This window comes from Microbacterium sp. LWO13-1.2 (assembly GCF_038397725.1).
Taxonomy (GTDB): Bacteria; Actinomycetota; Actinomycetes; order Actinomycetales; family Microbacteriaceae; genus Microbacterium.
Window position 1 is genome coordinate 2,291,572 of record NZ_CP151634.1, and the last position, 15,083, is coordinate 2,306,654.

Annotated in this window: 14 protein-coding genes; 8 read left to right on the forward strand and 6 right to left on the reverse strand. The window is 67.0% G+C overall.

Features of this window, described 5'->3' with window-relative positions:
• The first annotated feature begins 59 nt into the window (after positions 1-59).
• The 5 genes from MRBLWO13_RS10830 to MRBLWO13_RS10850 are packed head-to-tail and all read left to right on the forward strand — an operon-like array spanning position 60 to position 5,826.
• Entirely contained in the window at positions 60-1,220 is a 1,161-nt protein-coding gene (locus tag MRBLWO13_RS10830; protein WP_341973992.1) for an ABC transporter ATP-binding protein, read from the forward strand.
• Between the two features lie 50 nt (positions 1,221-1,270).
• Complete coding sequence (locus tag MRBLWO13_RS10835) at positions 1,271-2,452, forward strand: spermidine/putrescine ABC transporter substrate-binding protein (protein WP_341973993.1); 1,182 nt, start codon at positions 1,271-1,273, stop codon at positions 2,450-2,452.
• Complete coding sequence (locus MRBLWO13_RS10840) at positions 2,424-3,329, forward strand: ABC transporter permease (RefSeq protein ID WP_341973995.1); 906 nt, start codon at positions 2,424-2,426, stop codon at positions 3,327-3,329. The genes MRBLWO13_RS10835 and MRBLWO13_RS10840 overlap by 29 nt, the downstream gene beginning before the upstream one ends.
• Entirely contained in the window at positions 3,326-4,180 is an 855-nt protein-coding gene (locus MRBLWO13_RS10845) for an ABC transporter permease (protein WP_341973997.1), read from the forward strand. Before MRBLWO13_RS10840 ends, MRBLWO13_RS10845 begins: the two co-directional genes overlap by 4 nt.
• A gap of 2 nt (positions 4,181-4,182) precedes the next feature.
• Complete coding sequence (locus MRBLWO13_RS10850) at positions 4,183-5,826, forward strand: amidohydrolase (protein WP_341973998.1); 1,644 nt, start codon at positions 4,183-4,185, stop codon at positions 5,824-5,826.
• A 39-nt stretch (positions 5,827-5,865) separates the two neighbouring features.
• Here the strand turns inward: MRBLWO13_RS10850 and MRBLWO13_RS10855 are convergent, their stop codons facing one another.
• The 6 genes from MRBLWO13_RS10855 to MRBLWO13_RS10880 all read right to left on the reverse strand — a co-directional run bounded on the left by MRBLWO13_RS10855 (position 5,866) and on the right by MRBLWO13_RS10880 (position 11,893).
• Complete coding sequence (locus MRBLWO13_RS10855; protein WP_341973999.1) at positions 5,866-7,260, reverse strand: aspartate aminotransferase family protein; 1,395 nt, start codon at positions 7,258-7,260, stop codon at positions 5,866-5,868.
• On the reverse strand, positions 7,257-7,724 hold the full coding sequence (locus tag MRBLWO13_RS10860) for an Lrp/AsnC family transcriptional regulator (RefSeq protein WP_341974000.1): 468 nt from the start codon (positions 7,722-7,724) through the stop codon (positions 7,257-7,259). The genes MRBLWO13_RS10855 and MRBLWO13_RS10860 overlap by 4 nt, the downstream gene beginning before the upstream one ends.
• A gap of 86 nt (positions 7,725-7,810) precedes the next feature.
• Positions 7,811-8,971 carry an acyl-CoA dehydrogenase family protein gene (locus MRBLWO13_RS10865; protein WP_341974001.1) on the reverse strand — a complete coding sequence of 387 codons (1,161 nt, stop codon included), beginning with the start codon at positions 8,969-8,971 and terminating at the stop codon, positions 7,811-7,813.
• A complete protein-coding gene (locus tag MRBLWO13_RS10870; protein ID WP_341974003.1) occupies positions 8,968-9,726 on the reverse strand; it encodes an alpha/beta hydrolase in 759 nt (252 codons plus the stop codon). Before MRBLWO13_RS10870 ends, MRBLWO13_RS10865 begins: the two co-directional genes overlap by 4 nt.
• Positions 9,727-9,776: 50 nt before the next feature.
• Positions 9,777-10,685: a sugar kinase gene (locus tag MRBLWO13_RS10875; protein ID WP_341974004.1), complete on the reverse strand. Its 909-nt coding sequence runs from the start codon at positions 10,683-10,685 to the stop codon at positions 9,777-9,779.
• Positions 10,682-11,893, reverse strand: coding sequence for an MFS transporter (locus MRBLWO13_RS10880; protein WP_341974005.1), 1,212 nt, complete (start codon positions 11,891-11,893; stop codon positions 10,682-10,684). The genes MRBLWO13_RS10875 and MRBLWO13_RS10880 overlap by 4 nt, the downstream gene beginning before the upstream one ends.
• A gap of 367 nt (positions 11,894-12,260) precedes the next feature.
• On the opposite strand from MRBLWO13_RS10880, the gene nrdH reads away from it, so the two are divergent.
• The 3 genes from nrdH to nrdE are packed head-to-tail and all read left to right on the forward strand — an operon-like array spanning position 12,261 to position 15,082.
• Positions 12,261-12,494 carry a glutaredoxin-like protein NrdH gene (nrdH, locus tag MRBLWO13_RS10885; RefSeq protein WP_102191535.1) on the forward strand — a complete coding sequence of 78 codons (234 nt, stop codon included), beginning with the start codon at positions 12,261-12,263 and terminating at the stop codon, positions 12,492-12,494.
• Between the two features lie 6 nt (positions 12,495-12,500).
• Positions 12,501-12,941, forward strand: coding sequence for a class Ib ribonucleoside-diphosphate reductase assembly flavoprotein NrdI (nrdI, locus tag MRBLWO13_RS10890; protein ID WP_341974006.1), 441 nt, complete (start codon positions 12,501-12,503; stop codon positions 12,939-12,941).
• Between the two features lie 41 nt (positions 12,942-12,982).
• Complete coding sequence (nrdE, locus tag MRBLWO13_RS10895; RefSeq protein ID WP_341978354.1) at positions 12,983-15,082, forward strand: class 1b ribonucleoside-diphosphate reductase subunit alpha; 2,100 nt, start codon at positions 12,983-12,985, stop codon at positions 15,080-15,082.
• The last annotated feature ends 1 nt before the right edge of the window (position 15,083 follow it).

The window sequence follows — 15,083 nt, forward strand, 5'->3', positions numbered from 1 at the left end:
TATGCGCCGCACGGATCCTGTGTCAGACTGCGGCCAACGATTCCGACGGCGGAGGTTCCATGACCGGCACAGTGCCAGCGTCGACCATGACGCGCGATGCGGCGACAGGCGCGGGTGGCGTCAGCATCGAAGGCGTCACCAAGCTCTACGGCAGCGCCAAAGCGGTCGACGACCTCACGCTCGACGTCCGACCGGGCGAGTTCCTCTCGCTCCTGGGGCCATCCGGCTGCGGGAAGACGACGACGCTGCGGATGATCGCCGGCTTCGAGTATCCGGACGCCGGTGACATCCGCATCTCCGGCCGCAGTGTGCTGAATCTACCGCCCCACCGTCGCGAGGTGAACACGGTCTTCCAGGCATACGCGCTGTTCCCACACCTGACCGTCGCCGAGAACGTCGCCTACGGTCTCCAGCAGCGCCGCGTGCCGAAGGCCGAGCAGCGCATCAGGGTCGGCGAGGCGCTCGACATGGTGCAACTGCGCTCGTTCGCCGACCGCAAGCCGACCCAGCTCTCGGGCGGCCAGCAACAGCGCATCGCCCTCTCCCGTGCGCTCATCAACCGGCCGAGCGTCCTCCTGCTGGATGAGCCGCTCGCCGCTCTCGACCGTCAGCTGCGCGAGGAGATGCAGCTCGAGCTCAAGCTGCTGCAGGCGCGGCTGGGCACGACCTTCGTCTTCGTCACGCACGATCAGGCGGAGGCGCTGTCGATGAGCGACCGGATCGCCGTGATGCGGGCGGGACGCATCGAACAACTCGACGCTCCGGCCGCGATCTACGCCGAGCCGGCTTCCGCGTACGTCGCCTCGTTCATCGGACAGCAGAACTTCATCCCCGGCACCGTGCATCAGGACGGCGCCGCCGTCGACACGGCGCTCGGCGTGCTTTCCGGGCGATGGGGCGGTGAGGTGGTCGCGGCCGGCCGGGCGGCGGTGGCGGCGATCCGCCCCGAGTTCATCCGCCTCGAGGATCCGCTGAGACAGGGTGACGGCGTCCGGGGAAACGTCCTCGGCGTCTCCCACCTCGGGGAGACCCTTCAGGTGCTCGTCGACGTCGGCCTGGAGCAGAAGGTGCTCGTGCGCACGCCGGCACCCGCCGCCCCGGTCCTTCAGCCCGGTGACGACATCCGCTGCGTCTGGAATGCCGCCGACGTGCGCCTGTTCGCCGCCGAAGGCGCACCGAGTACGGCGACGCACGTGATCAACCTGCCCGCGCCCGCCTGACCGCATCCGACTCCTTGACCCGAGACAACCGACCCACACAGGGGAGTGCCATGAACGACTTCAACAGCATCCGCATCCTCGCCGACAGCAACGCGGCGCCTCTTCTTCGCCGCGAGCTCTCGCGCCGAGGTTTCATGGGAACGATGATGGCGCTCGGTGCCGCGGGCCTTCTGACCGCCTGCGCGCCCGGCGGACAGGGCAAGCCGGCCGCGCAGGCGACGGGCGGCACCCTGGAGGATTCGCTCTCGATCTACAGTTGGGGCGAGTACGACGCCCCCGAGGTCGTCGAGGCGTTCACGAATGAGCACGGCGCCAAGGTCGTCATGGACACGTTCGCCTCCAATGAGGAGATGATCGCGAAGCTGGTCGCCGCGAAGGGCACCAGCGGCTACGACCTCGTCGTGCCGACGGGGGTGTTCATTCCGCAGATGATCGAGAACGGTCTGCTGGCGAAGCTGAACCTCGATCTCATCCCGAACATCGAGCACATGGATCCTGCGTTCCTCGGGCGGGAATGGGACCCGAAGAACGAGTACTCGATCTGCAAGGCCTGGGGCACGACCGGCTTCGTCTACGACAAGACCGTCATCACCCGTCCGCTCACGACCTGGAGCGACTTCATCGACGCGGCCCAGAACGAAGCGTCGGGCAAGACCTCCGTCCTCGACGATCCGAGCCCGCTGTGCGGCATCTACTACTGGGCGAACGGGATCGACTGGACCACGACGGACCCGGCCGACCTCGACGCCTGCGAGGCGTTCCTGGTCGGCGAGCTCGCCCCGCATATCTCCGCCTTTGACTCCTACCCCGGTGGGGCTGCGATCCCGCAGGCGTCTCATGTGCTGATGCAGGCGTGGAACGGCGATGCGCGCATCGGCATCATGGAGTCACCGGACCCCGACCGCTGGCAGTGGGTCCTGGGCGCGCCGGACACCGAACTGTGGATGGACAACTGGGCACTGGTCACGGGGGCGCCGCATCCGGAGGCCGCGCACGCCTTCCTCGATTTCATCCTCACCCCGGAATCGCAACTCGCCCAGGTCGACTACATCGGCTATGACACCGGAGCGGCCGGCATCAGAGCAGCGGCAGAGGCAGCCGGGTTCGAGCGGCTCGACATGGTCTTCTTCGACGAGGCGCAGATCGAGACCATGCACGAGGGCAAGGTCGGCGAGGCGCAGGCACGGGTCGTCGAGATCTGGAATGCCACAAAGGCCGCCGCGGGTGCGTAGCCCCCGGTTCGTGCTCGCCGTTCCCGCATGGGCGTGGCTGCTGGCGTTCTTCGTCGCTCCCATCGGAATGGTCGTCTGGTTCAGCTTCGGCTACAAACCGGGCATCTTCGGCACCCACGCCAATGACGTCCTCTCCTTCGACCGCTACGTCGAAGCGCTCTCTCCGACGTTCTTCACCACGTTCCAGAACACGCTCTGGGTCGGTGTGCTCGGCACACTGCTGTGCCTGATCATCGGGATGCCGGTGGCGTATTGGATGGCGGTGAAGGCGCCGCCCGAGCGCCGGGGGCTGCTGCTCGCGCTGGTCATGGTGCCCTTCTGGACGAACTTCCTGGTGCGCACGCTCGGCTGGCAGGTCATCCTCGCCCCGGAAGGCTGGCTGTCGACCCTGCTGCAGGGCATCGGTGTCACCGATGGTCCCCTCGAAGTGCTCTACACCCGCGCCGCCGTGCTCATCGGCGTCGTGTACAACTACCTGCCGCTGATGATCCTGCCGCTGTTCGTCGCCTTCGATCGGGTGAGCACGCCGCTGCGGGAGGCGAGCAAGGACCTCGGAGCGAATGCGGTGAGCACCTTCCTCCGCGTCACCGTGCCGCTCGCCCGCCCCGGCATCATCGCCGGCGTGCTGCTGGTGTACATCCCGCTGATGGGCGATTACATCACCGCGACGGTTCTCGGCGGCGCGCAGGGCAACATGATCGGGCAGCTCGTCGCGAGCCAGTTCGGCACCGCGCAGAACTGGGCGCTGGGCTCGGCGATGGCGGTGCTGCTGATCATCGTCATCATGCTGTCGATCGGCATCGCGGCCGCGCTGATCTGGGCGGCGACGCTGCCGTTCCGATCGCGCAGCCGGCTCATCCTGGGGGAGGGATCATGACTCGCAATGCCCGGCGAGGGCAACTCGGCAATCGCCTGCTCGCGGTGTGGTCGGTGATCGTCTTCGCGTTCCTGTTCCTGCCGATCATCGTGATCATCGCCTACTCGTTCAACTCCGGGCGTCTCCTCGTCGCCTGGGAGGGGTTCAGCCTGGCCCCGTTCGCCGCGATCTTCGAGAAGCCGGTGATCCGTGACGCGGTGATGGTGTCGATCCGCACCGGACTCATCGCCGCGGTCCTCGCGTCGCTGCTGGGCACGCTGGCCGGTATCGCCATGGCGCGGCGGCCCGGGCGCTGGGTGTGGTGGTTCCTCGGGCTGCTCCTGCTGGTGTCCGTGACTCCGGAGATCGTGGATGCCGTGGCGCTGCTGCCATGGCTCGTCTTCCTCGGACAGGACCTCGGGATCAGCCTGTTCAGCGACGGCACGGCCCGCCTCGTCGTCGGCCATTCGCTGTTCTCGGTCGCGATCGTCTCCTACATCGTGCGGGCGCGTCTGGTCGGGCAGGATGCTCGTCTCGAAGAGGCATCCGCAGACCTGTACGCCACACCGCTGCGGACCTTCATGAAGATCACGCTGCCGCTGGCGATGCCTGCGGTGCTGGCCGGCTTCCTGCTCTCGTTCACCCTGAGCCTGGACAACACCGTGGTCTCGGCGTTCGTGCAGGTCTCCGGCACGACGCCGTGGCCGGTCTACGTCCTCTCCGCGCTGCGCAGCGGATTGCGACCAGAGATCGCCGCGGTGTCGACGATCATGCTCGTGCTCACGCTGATCTCGCTCGCCCTGGTGGCACTCGTCCTCAAGCGTGCGGGCGACTCCGCGACGCAGATCGCCCGCACGATGGCCGGAGGCTGACCATGACCCACGCAGACCTCGTCTTCCACGGCGGCAGGGCGTTCCTGTCGGACGCCGCGCGCTCGACCGCTCGAGCTGTGGCCGTCACCGGTGGACGCATCAGCGCCGTCGGTCACGACCTGTCCGCGCTGATCGGCCCGCGCACCGAGGTGATCGATCTCGCCGGCCGTCTGCTGGTCCCCGGGTTCCAGGATGCCCATGTGCACCCGGTCTGGGGCGGCCTCGACATGCTCCGCTGCGATCTCGCCCCGCTCGCGACCCGAGACGAGTACCTCGCTCGTATCGCCGAGTACGCGGGTGCGCATCCGGATGACGACTGGATCCTGGGCGGCGGTTGGCAGATGTCCGCCTTCCCCGGCGGCACGCCGAACGCGGCTGACCTCGATACGGTCGTGCCTGACCGCCCCGCATTCCTCCCGAACCGCGACGGGCACGGGGCCTGGGTGAATTTCCGCGCCCTGGAGCTGGCGGGGATCACGCGGGAGACCCCGGACCCCGCCGACGGGCGGATCGAGCGGGATGCCGCAGGCAACCCCAGCGGGACCCTGCATGAGGGAGCCATGGGGCTCGTCAACCGGCTGCTTCCGCCTGAGCCTCTTTCGCGGCTGCAGGAGGCGCTCCTCAAGGGGCAGCAGTACCTGCATTCCTACGGTGTCACCGCCTGGCAGGACGCGATCGTCGGGACCGAGTACGGTGACGCCGGAGACCCCCTGCCTGCCTACGTCGCAGCCGGGTCATCCGGTGCCCTGACCGGGCGCGTCGTCGGCGCGCTCTGGTGGGACCGCTCGCGCGGTCTCGAGCAGATCGACGACATCGTGGCGCGGCGCGCCGCCAGCACCGCGGGGCGGTTCTCCGCGCGCAGCGTCAAGATCATGCAGGACGGCGTCGCCGAGAACTTCACCGCGGCGATGCTCGAGCCGTACTGCGACGGTCATGGGCATCCGCGTGAAGACTCCGGCATCTCCTTCGTCGAGCCGGAACTGCTGAAGGAGGCTGCCAGCCGCCTGGACGCACTCGGCTTCGCTCTGCATTTCCACGCGATCGGCGACCGTGCCGTGCGCGAGTGCCTGGATGCCGTCGAGGCGTCGCTGCACAGGAACGGCCCGCGCGGCAACCGTCATCACATCTCGCACATCCAGGTCGTGCATCCTGACGACATCCCGCGTTTCCGTGCCCTCGACGTGACGGCCAACATGCAGATGCTGTGGGCGACGCTCGAGCCGCAGATGGTCGACCTCACGATCCCGTTCCTCGGCGACACGCGATCGGCCTGGCAGTACCCCTTCGGGGACCTCCTCCGCTCCGGGGCCGCGCTCGCCGCGGGGAGCGATTGGTCGGTCAGCACGCCGAATCCGCTTGCGGCGATCCACGTCGCCGTCAATCGCCGGTCGGCGCCGACCGAGTGGGAGGGCGACTACGACCCTTTCCTGCCCGAGCAGGCGATCGACCTCGGCACCGCGCTCGCCGCCTACACGGCAGGCTCCGCGCGGGTGAACCACCTGGAAGAGACCGGCACGATCGCCGTCGGCATGCTCGCCGATCTCGCGCTGCTCGATCGCGATCCCTTCGAGCATCCCGCCGAGGAGATCGGCCTGACCGAGGTGCTGGGCACCTGGGTCGAAGGGGAGCGCGTCTACGAGGCGTGACTCGGTCGCTGCGCTCCCTCGCTCAACGATCGAGGGCGGTCAGAGCACGCCTTCCGCGCGGGTGAGCACTCCGCGGAGGATCTGCTCGATCTCCGCGAACTCGGCGGGGCCGACGGTCAGCGGCGGGGCGAGCTGGATCACGGGGTCGCCTCGGTCGTCCGCACGGCAGTAGAGACCTGCTTCGAAGAGGGCGGGGGAGAGGAAGCCGCGCAGCAGTCGCTCCGACTCGGCGTCGTCGAATGTCTCCCTGGTCGCCTTGTCCTTCACCAGTTCGATGCCGAAGAAGTAGCCGTCGCCGCGCACATCGCCCACGATCGGGAGGTCGAGCAGTTTCTCCAGTTCCGCGCGGAACAGCGGGGAGTTCTCGCGGACGCGCTCGTTGAGCCTCTCCTCATCGAAGATGGCGAGGTTCTCCAACGCGACCGCTGCCGAGACGGGATGGCCGCCGAAGGTGTAGCCGTGCGGGAACGACATCTGCCCGTGCGAGAACGGCTCGTAGATCCGGTCGCTGATGATGGTCGCGCCGATCGGGGAGTAGCCGCTGGTCATCCCCTTCGCGCACGTGATCATGTCGGGGACATAGCCGTACCCGGTGCAGGCGAAGGTGTGGCCGAGACGGCCGAATGCGCAGATGACCTCGTCGGAGACGAGGAGCACGTCGTGTCGGTCGCAGATCTCGCGTACTCGGGCGAAATAGCCAGGGGGAGGAGGGAAGCATCCGCCCGAGTTCTGCACTGGTTCCAGGAAGACGGCGGCGACGGTGTCGGCACCCTCGAACAGGATCATCTCCTCGATGCGGTCCGCGGCCCAGCGGCCGAATGCCTCTTCATCGTCTGCGGGCGCGCCCATCTCCGCCGCGCGGTAGAAGTTCGTGTTCGGCACCCGGAAGCCGCCGGGGGCGACCGGCTCGAACATCGACTTCATCGCCGGGATGCCGGTGATCGCCAGGGCGCCGTGCGGGGTGCCGTGGTACGCGACCGAGCGCGAGATGACCTTGTGCTTGGTGGGCTTGCCCATCAGTTTCCAGTAGTGCTTCGCGAGCTTCAGTGCTGTCTCGACCGCTTCACCGCCGCCGGTGGAGAAGAACACGCGGTTGAGATCGCCCGGCGCCTCGTCGGCGAGCCGATCGGCCAGCTCGATCGCCGCAGGATGCGCGTACGACCACAGCGGGAAGAAGGACAACTCGGATGCCTGCTGGGCAGCGGCCTCCGCAAGGCGACGGCGGCCATGGCCGGCGTTGACCACGAACAACCCGGCCAGTCCGTCGAAGTAGCGCTTGCCCTTCGCATCCCAGATGTGGTGCCCATCGCCCTTGACGATGATCGGCACACCGTTCTCGGCCATCGTGGACTGGCGGGTGAAATGCATCCAGAGATGATCCTTCGCCATCTGCTGGAGCTCGGGTTCGGATGCGCGCGGGCGTGACGTGGTCATCTGGTCCCCCAGTTGTAGAGCTGCTTCTGCAGCTTGGCGTAGATGAAGGTCTCAGTGGAGAGCACGCCGTCGATGGGGCGGATGCTGTCGTTCAGCAGTGCGAGCAGGTCCTCATCGTCCTCGCACACGACCTCGGCGAGGACGTCGAAGGATCCGACGGTGATCACGACGTAGTCGATCGCCGGGATCGCGGCCACCGCTTCGGCGACGAGGCGCGCGTCACCCGACACTCGGATCCCGATCATCGCCTGACGGCGAAAGCCCAGCTGCATCGGATCGGTGACGGCGACGATCTGCATGACCCCGGATTCCGTCAGCTTCTGCACGCGCTGGCGCACCGCGGCCTCGCTGAGTCCGACGACCCGCCCGATGTCGGAATACGAACGCCGCCCGTCCTCCTGCAGCAGTTCGATGATGGTCTTCGACACATCGTCGAGAGGGGAGTGCTTCTTCTTCGTGCCCATGGTGCGATCCTCGCACTCTTCGGGGCTTGATTCAATGGAAATCGTTGGTCGAATCTGGATCTACTTCCGAATTCGACCGAATTCGGTCACTGTTCCAAAGGCCCCAGCCACCCGGTCGCCACTGTCGCATGAGCAGACTCCGGGTCGGAGGGATGGAACGCACCCGCGAGGACATCACGGTAGAGCCGGGAGAGTTCGTTCGAGGTGAAGTAGGAGCCGCCGCCGGCGACCAGCATCGCCTCGTCGACGACCTTCTTCGCCATCATGACGGCGCGATGCTTGACGCCGGCGAGCTGCGGGAACCACCGGGCGCCGTTGTCGACGAGTCCGTCGACATCGCGGGCGAGGGCAGCGATCTGCGGCGGCAGGGCGTCATAGGCGAGCCCCATCTCGGCGATCCGCCAGCGGATGTCTGGATCCTGGCTGTAGGTCGCGCCGGTCTTCTTCGAGCGGCGCTTCTGCGCCGTCTCCACGGCGAGCTCCAGCGCCCGCCGCGCGATCCCGGTGTACACGGACGCGAGCAGGATCTCGAAGACCGCGAAGATGCCGAAGACGATCGGGTCGGGGTTCGGACCGGGATCGATGCGGCGCACGACATGCTCAGGCCGGGCGACGGCTCCGTTCAGGCGCGTCGTCCGGCTCTGCGTGCCTCGCATGCCGAGCGTGTCCCAATCGTCACCGGTGACGACCTCATCGGTGCGTTCGATGAAGGCGAAGACGAGTTTCGGCGCATCCTCGCCCGTGGTGTCCAGGCCGTGCAGGCCGAGCTTCGTCCACACCGGGGCGAGCGAGGTGAAGATCTTCGTGCCCGTGAACGCATAACCGCCGTCGGGGAGTGGCGCGGCATCGGTATCGCTGCCGAACAGCACGAGATCGTTGCCGCCCTCGCTGATGCCGAAGGCGAACACCTCGCCCTCGGCCGCGCCGTCCTGCACGAACTCCAACCCGGGCACGCCCCGATCGGAGAAGACCTTGGCGACACCGGTCCAGACGAGGTGCATGTTGATCGCCAGCGCGGTGGCCGGTGCGGCCGTCGCCAGCCGCTGCTGCAGGATGGCGGCCTCGGCGAGGCCGAGACCGGCGCCGCCGCGCGAGGTCGGTACCAGGATCGACAGGTAACCGGCGTCGCGCAGTTCGTCGAGATCCTGCTGCGGGAAGGTGTTCTCCCTGTCGTGCTTCGGTGCGCGCTCGCGGATCCGCTCCAGCAGGCCGTCCGGGAGGAACGCGGTGGGATCGAACGTACTCATGCCAGAGCCTCCAGCAATTGGCGGATGGATTCGTCCGGCTTGTCGCGATGCAGGGAATGCCCGGCTCCCGAGACGACGGACATCGTGATGTGCGGGTTGCTCGCGATGACCTCGTCGGCCAGCGTGCCGGTGAAGAGGCTGTAGACGGCGGGGTCGGCGCCGATCACGTGGGTCGGCACGCTCAGCCTGGCGGCATCCGCTCGCACATCCCACGGCTTGTTCTGCGCGCTGGTCTGCTCGACCGCCCAGCGGCTCGTGCGCAGCACGGCATCCACCTTCAATTCCTGGTCCTGCGGATGCCAGTGCGGATGCTCTGCCTGCACGACGTCGAGCCGGGGATCGGTGAAAGCGCGCTCCTGGCTCTTGCGGATGACGTTCGCGTCGCGCCCGTCGACATGGATCGCCGGGTCGATGAGCACGAGTCGTCGTGTCCACCCCGGATCGGATGCCGCCGCGACGATGCTCGCCGCGCCGCCGAGGGAGTGGCCGATGACGGCGTCCCAGGACGAGCTGTCGTCTGGTCTGGTCTGCGCGAGGTCGGCGCCATAGGCGGCGACCGTGTAGTCCAGCGCCCGTGGGGCATCGCCGTGGCCGCGCAGATCCACTGCCGTCGCCTGCCAGCCGTCGTCGGCCAGCGCGGTGCCGAGTCGCCACATGAGAGCCCCGGACGAGCCCAGCCCATGGACGAGCAGGGCACGGCGCGAAGCGGCGGGATCGCCCCAGGCGATGCGGGGGAGGGTGAGCGGCGCAGACATGTGTTCAGCCTAGGACGACGTGCGGTGTCCGCGGCGTGGGGTGAGCGGCTTCAGCGGATCGGCGGCATGTCCGCGGCGATCGTGAGCACTCTCGCCGCCGCGGCGTGCCCGGCGGCAAGGCGCTCGGAGAGCGGGCGATCCTCGAGGGTCGCCGCGAGGAAGCCGGACGCGAAGGCGTCGCCGGCGCCGACCGGCTCGACGACATCGACCTGCGGAGCGGGGACGAAGACCGGCTCCGCGTCGCCGTGGAACGCGGTGGCGCCGATCTCGCCGTCCTTCACCACGAGCAGATCGCATCCGGGTAGATGCGCGCGGATCTCCGCCGCCGTCCGCGTGCCCCAGATCCGCTCGGCCTCATCGCGTCCGACGAAGCAGATGTCCGCGGCGTCGGCCAGGCGAGCGAGGGTGGCGGCGGCATCCGCCATGCTCCACAGCGGCCGACGGTCGTTGACGTCGAAGGAGACCAGTGCGCCCGCGGCGCGTGCCTCGGTGAAGAGCTCGTCCACCATCGCACGGCAGGATGCGGACAGTGCGGGCGTGATCCCGGTGGTGTGCACGATGCGGACACCGGCGAGCTGGTCGGCGGTCAGGAATCCCGGCGCCATCGACGCCGCGGCGGATCCAGCCCGGTAGTAGTAGACCGTGGAGCCCTCGACTCCGGGGTCCTTGAACATCACGCCGGTGGGGGCATCCGCATCGCGCTGCACCCAGAGCTCGATCCCGCGGTCCGAGAGCTCCGACGCGATCCGCGAACCGAGGGGGTCATCGCCCAGCCGGGAGGCCCACGCCGAACGGTGCCCAGCGGCGACGATTCCCGCGGCGACGTTGGACTCCGCGCCGGCGAGTCCGAGCGTCGCGGCATCGGCGTCCGCCAGCGCGGCTCCGGTTGGAGTGATCAGCGCCATCGTCTCGCCGACGCAGACGATCGCGGGCGGGCTGACAGGGGGATGGATGCTCATGAAGGGGTGACCGCCACAGGTTCGGTGTCTGGATAGGGACTGGGATCGCGGTGCCGCAGATCGGGGAAGGAACGGACGAAGACGACGGAGACGATCAGGCCCACGGCGGCGAACAGTGCGGCGGCGAGGTACGCACCGCGCGCTCCGCCGGTGGCGTCGACCAGGAAGCCGCCGATGGCGGATCCGGCTGCGGCGCCGATGAGCTGCCCGGTGCCTGCCCAGCCGAACGCCTCGGCCGTCTCGCTGAACTTCACGCTCGCCGTCGTGATCGCGAAGAGCACGGCGAGGGCCGGGGCGATGCCGATGCCGGCGAGGATCAGCGTACCGCCGAGCCAGAAGGCGTCGAGCGAGACCATCGTCAACGAGAGGCCGATGGTGACGATGACGAACCGGCGGGCCATCGCCCATGGTCCGATCGGAATGTGACCGAACGCGAGGCCGCCGGCGAGGCTGCCGACGGAGAACACCGCGAGGACGAGGCCGGCGGCGAGGCTGCCGTGCTCGAACGTCGCCACGACGCCGACCTCGACGGCCGCGCACGCCCCGATGAGGAGGAAGCCGATGACGGTCGCGAGCATCACAGGAGGCTTCAGCACGACCTTGCCGAACGCATTCCGACTGCGCGGGATGCGCACTCGTCCGACCTCGGGGGAGAGGATGAACCAGGCACCGCCGCCGACGAGGATGATCGCGACCAGGAGCAGCCCCTGCACCGTGCCGACCTGGGTGGAGACGAGGGTGATGACCACCGGCGCGATGATCCAGATGATCTCCTGCAGCGACGCATCCAGCGAGAACAGCGGGGTCAGCTGCGACGAATTGACCAGCTTCGGGTAGATGGTGCGCGCCGCCGACTGGATCGGCGGGGTCGAAAGGCCGGCGATCATGCCGAGCGCCATGTACCCCGGCACGTTCAGCGGGAGCAGGGCCAGGGCGAGCACAGCGACGACGCAGACGCTGAGGGTGAGGGTGATGACGCGCCGCATCCCCCAGACGCCCATCCACCGGCTCGTGATCGGGCCGGCGACGGCCTGCCCGACCGAGGTGGCGGCGAGCACGAGACCGGCCGCGCCGTAGGAGCCGGTCTGCTGCTCCACGTGCAGCAGGATCGCCAGCGATGCCATCCCGTTGGGGAAGCGTGCGGTCAGCTGAGCTGCGATCATGCGCGCCACGCCGGGCGTGCGAAGAAGATCCCGATATCCCGCCACCAGACAACGGTACCGGTGACCGGCGTCGGCGGTGGATGTTCGAGCGGATGCGACACGCCGATGACACGCCGGAGGGTGCTTTCCACAGGAAAACGAATGTCGGATGTCCCCCGTATCGTGCCCCCTGTGGATGGATCTGGATGAGGGGATGCGAAGCCGCATGATTCCGCGCTTCGCGACCCTTCAGAGGGTGCCTGCGCCTGTGGAAGAAACGGTGGAGAACCTGTGTTGTAGCAGTGGAGAGCGGTGGAAAACTACAGGGATGTAACTACTACCCCTTGTGGTCGCCCCCAATGTCCGTACCCATATGTAGTATTGAAGTCCCGGCGGGGGGTCTGCCGGAAATCAAAGAATTTGAGGGGATGAGATGTCGATCACGGTCTACACCAAGCCGTCCTGTGTTCAGTGCAACGCGACGTACCGCGCGCTGGATGCCAAGGGCATCGAGTATGAAATCCACGACCTGTCGGAGGACCCGACGGCTCTGGAGCAGGTCAAGGCGCTCGGCTACATGCAGGCGCCGGTCGTCGTCACCGACGAGGACCACTGGTCGGGCTTCCGTCCCGACAAGATCGACGCCCTCGCCTCCCGCCTGGCGTGACGCACCATGAGCGCCGTCGCGACAGCCGCGCCGCTCCTGGTGTACTTCTCGAGCGTGTCCGGCAACACGGCGCGCTTCGTCGAGAAGCTCGGGCTTCCGGCGTCGCGCATCCCGCTCCACCGGCAGGAGGGTGATCTCGTCATCGACGAGCCCTTCGTGCTGGTCACTCCCACCTACGGCGGGGGTGAGGGGCGCGGCGTCGAACGAGGAGCCGTGCCCAAACAGGTGATCCGGTTCCTCAACGACGAGCGCAACCGGCGCCACATCCGCGGAGTGATCTCCGCGGGCAATACCAACTTCGGCGAGTCCTTCTGTCTCGCCGGTGACATCATCAGCCGCAAGTGTCAGGTGCCGCACTTGTACCGGCTCGAAATCTTCGGCACGCAAGACGACGTGGATCGCGTGAGCGACGGATTGGAGCGACGGTGGAAGCTGGAACAGCAGTGACCGAGCAGGTGGCATTCAAGGGCAACCCGGCATTCGAGGGCATGGACTATCACGCCCTCAACGCGATGCTGAATCTGTACGACGCCGACGGCAAGATCCAGTTCGACGCCGACAAGCGCGCCGCACGGGAGTACTTCCTGCAGCACGTGAACCAGAACACCGTGTTCTTCCACTCGCTCAAGGAGCGGCTGGACTACCTCGTGGAGAAGGAGTACTACGAGGGTGCGGTCATCGAGAAGTACTCCTTCGACTTCATCCAGAAGCTCAACGACCTCGCCTACTCGAAGAAGTTCCGCTTCGCGACCTTCCTCGGCGCCTTCAAGTACTACACCAGCTACACGCTGAAGACGTTCGACGGCAAGCGCTACCTCGAGCGGTTCGAGGACCGTGTCGTGATGACCGCTCTCGGTCTCGCCGACGGCGACGAGGAGCTCGCGATCAACCTGGTCGAGGAGATCATCTCCGGCCGTTTCCAGCCGGCCACCCCGACCTTCCTCAATTCCGGCAAGGCACAGCGCGGCGAGCTCGTCAGCTGCTTCCTGCTGCGCATCGAGGACAACATGGAGTCGATCGCCCGCGGCATCAACTCCGCCCTGCAGCTGAGCAAGCGTGGCGGCGGCGTGGCGCTCCTGCTGTCGAACATCCGCGAGTCGGGTGCGCCGATCAAGCAGATCGAGAACCAGTCCTCCGGCATCATCCCCGTGATGAAGCTCCTCGAAGACAGCTTCAGCTACGCCAACCAGCTCGGTGCCCGTCAGGGCGCGGGAGCGGTGTACCTCAACGCGCACCACCCCGACATCATGCGCTTCCTCGACACCAAGCGCGAGAACGCTGACGAGAAGATCCGCATCAAGACGCTTTCGCTGGGTGTCGTCGTGCCCGACATCACCTTCGAGCTCGCGAAGAACGACGAGGACATGTACCTGTTCTCGCCGTACGACGTCGAGAAGGTCTACGGCGTTCCCTTCGGCGACATCTCGGTCACCGAGAAGTATCGCGAGATGGTCGACGATGCTCGCATCAAGAAGACCAAGATCAACGCCCGCGAGTTCTTCCAGACCGTCGCTGAGATCCAGTTCGAGTCGGGCTACCCGTACATCATGTTCGAGGACACGGTGAACAAGGCCAACCCGATCAAGGGTCGGATCAACATGTCGAACCTCTGCAGCGAGATCCTGCAGGTGAACACGCCGACCACCTACAACGAGGACCTCTCGTACAAGGAGATCGGCAAGGACATCTCCTGCAACCTCGGCTCGATGAACATCGCGCTGTCGATGGATGCGGATGACCTCGGCCAGACCGTCGAGACGGCGATCCGTGCTCTCTCCGCGGTGAGCGACCAGAGTCACATCGGCTCGGTGCGTTCGATCGAGGACGGCAACGACCGTTCGCACGCGATCGGCCTCGGGCAGATGAACCTGCACGGCTACCTGGCCCGCGAGCACGTGTTCTACGGGTCCGAAGAGGGCATCGACTTCACGAACATCTACTTCTACACGGTGCTGTTCCACGCGCTGCGCGCGTCGAACAACCTCGCGATCGAGCGCAAGCAGGCCTTCGACGGCTTCGCGGACTCCACCTACGCGTCGGGGGAGTTCTTCGACAAGTACATCGAGCGTGCCTGGGTGCCCGAGACCGACAAGGTCAAGGAACTCTTCGCCGGCAAGCACATCCCCACGCAGGAGGACTGGACCGAGCTGAAGGCGTCCATCCAGAAGCACGGCATCTACAACCAGAACCTGCAGGCGGTGCCGCCGACCGGCTCGATCTCGTACATCAACAACTCGACGTCGTCGATCCACCCGATCGCGTCGAAGATCGAGATCCGCAAGGAAGGCAAGCTCGGTCGCGTGTACTACCCGGCCGCGTTCATGACGAACGACAACCTGGAGTACTACCAGGACGCGTATGAGATCGGCTACGAGAAGGTCATCGACACGTACGCCGCCGCGACGCAGCACGTCGACCAGGGCCTGTCGCTGACGCTGTTCTTCAAGGACACCGCGTCGACGCGCGACATCAACAAGGCGCAGATCTACGCATGGCGCAAGGGCATCAAGACGATCTACTACATTCGCCTTCGTCAGATGGCGCTCGAGGGCACCGACATGTCCGAGTGCGTCAGCTGCATGCTCTGAC

Coding starts and splice junctions, on each gene's coding strand:
- MRBLWO13_RS10840 (WP_341973995.1), top strand. CDS start 2,424: ATGCCACAAAGGCCGCCGCGGGTGCGTAGCCCCCGGTTCGTGCTCGCC.
- nrdE (WP_341978354.1), top strand. CDS start 12,983: ATGGACTATCACGCCCTCAACGCGATGCTGAATCTGTACGACGCCGAC.
- MRBLWO13_RS10830 (WP_341973992.1), top strand. CDS start 60: ATGACCGGCACAGTGCCAGCGTCGACCATGACGCGCGATGCGGCGACA.
- nrdI (WP_341974006.1), top strand. CDS start 12,501: ATGAGCGCCGTCGCGACAGCCGCGCCGCTCCTGGTGTACTTCTCGAGC.
- MRBLWO13_RS10875 (WP_341974004.1), bottom strand. CDS start 10,685: ATGAGCATCCATCCCCCTGTCAGCCCGCCCGCGATCGTCTGCGTCGGC.
- MRBLWO13_RS10850 (WP_341973998.1), top strand. CDS start 4,183: ATGACCCACGCAGACCTCGTCTTCCACGGCGGCAGGGCGTTCCTGTCG.
- MRBLWO13_RS10865 (WP_341974001.1), bottom strand. CDS start 8,971: ATGAGTACGTTCGATCCCACCGCGTTCCTCCCGGACGGCCTGCTGGAG.
- MRBLWO13_RS10870 (WP_341974003.1), bottom strand. CDS start 9,726: ATGTCTGCGCCGCTCACCCTCCCCCGCATCGCCTGGGGCGATCCCGCC.
- MRBLWO13_RS10835 (WP_341973993.1), top strand. CDS start 1,271: ATGAACGACTTCAACAGCATCCGCATCCTCGCCGACAGCAACGCGGCG.
- MRBLWO13_RS10845 (WP_341973997.1), top strand. CDS start 3,326: ATGACTCGCAATGCCCGGCGAGGGCAACTCGGCAATCGCCTGCTCGCG.
- nrdH (WP_102191535.1), top strand. CDS start 12,261: ATGTCGATCACGGTCTACACCAAGCCGTCCTGTGTTCAGTGCAACGCG.
- MRBLWO13_RS10860 (WP_341974000.1), bottom strand. CDS start 7,724: ATGGGCACGAAGAAGAAGCACTCCCCTCTCGACGATGTGTCGAAGACC.
- MRBLWO13_RS10855 (WP_341973999.1), bottom strand. CDS start 7,260: ATGACCACGTCACGCCCGCGCGCATCCGAACCCGAGCTCCAGCAGATG.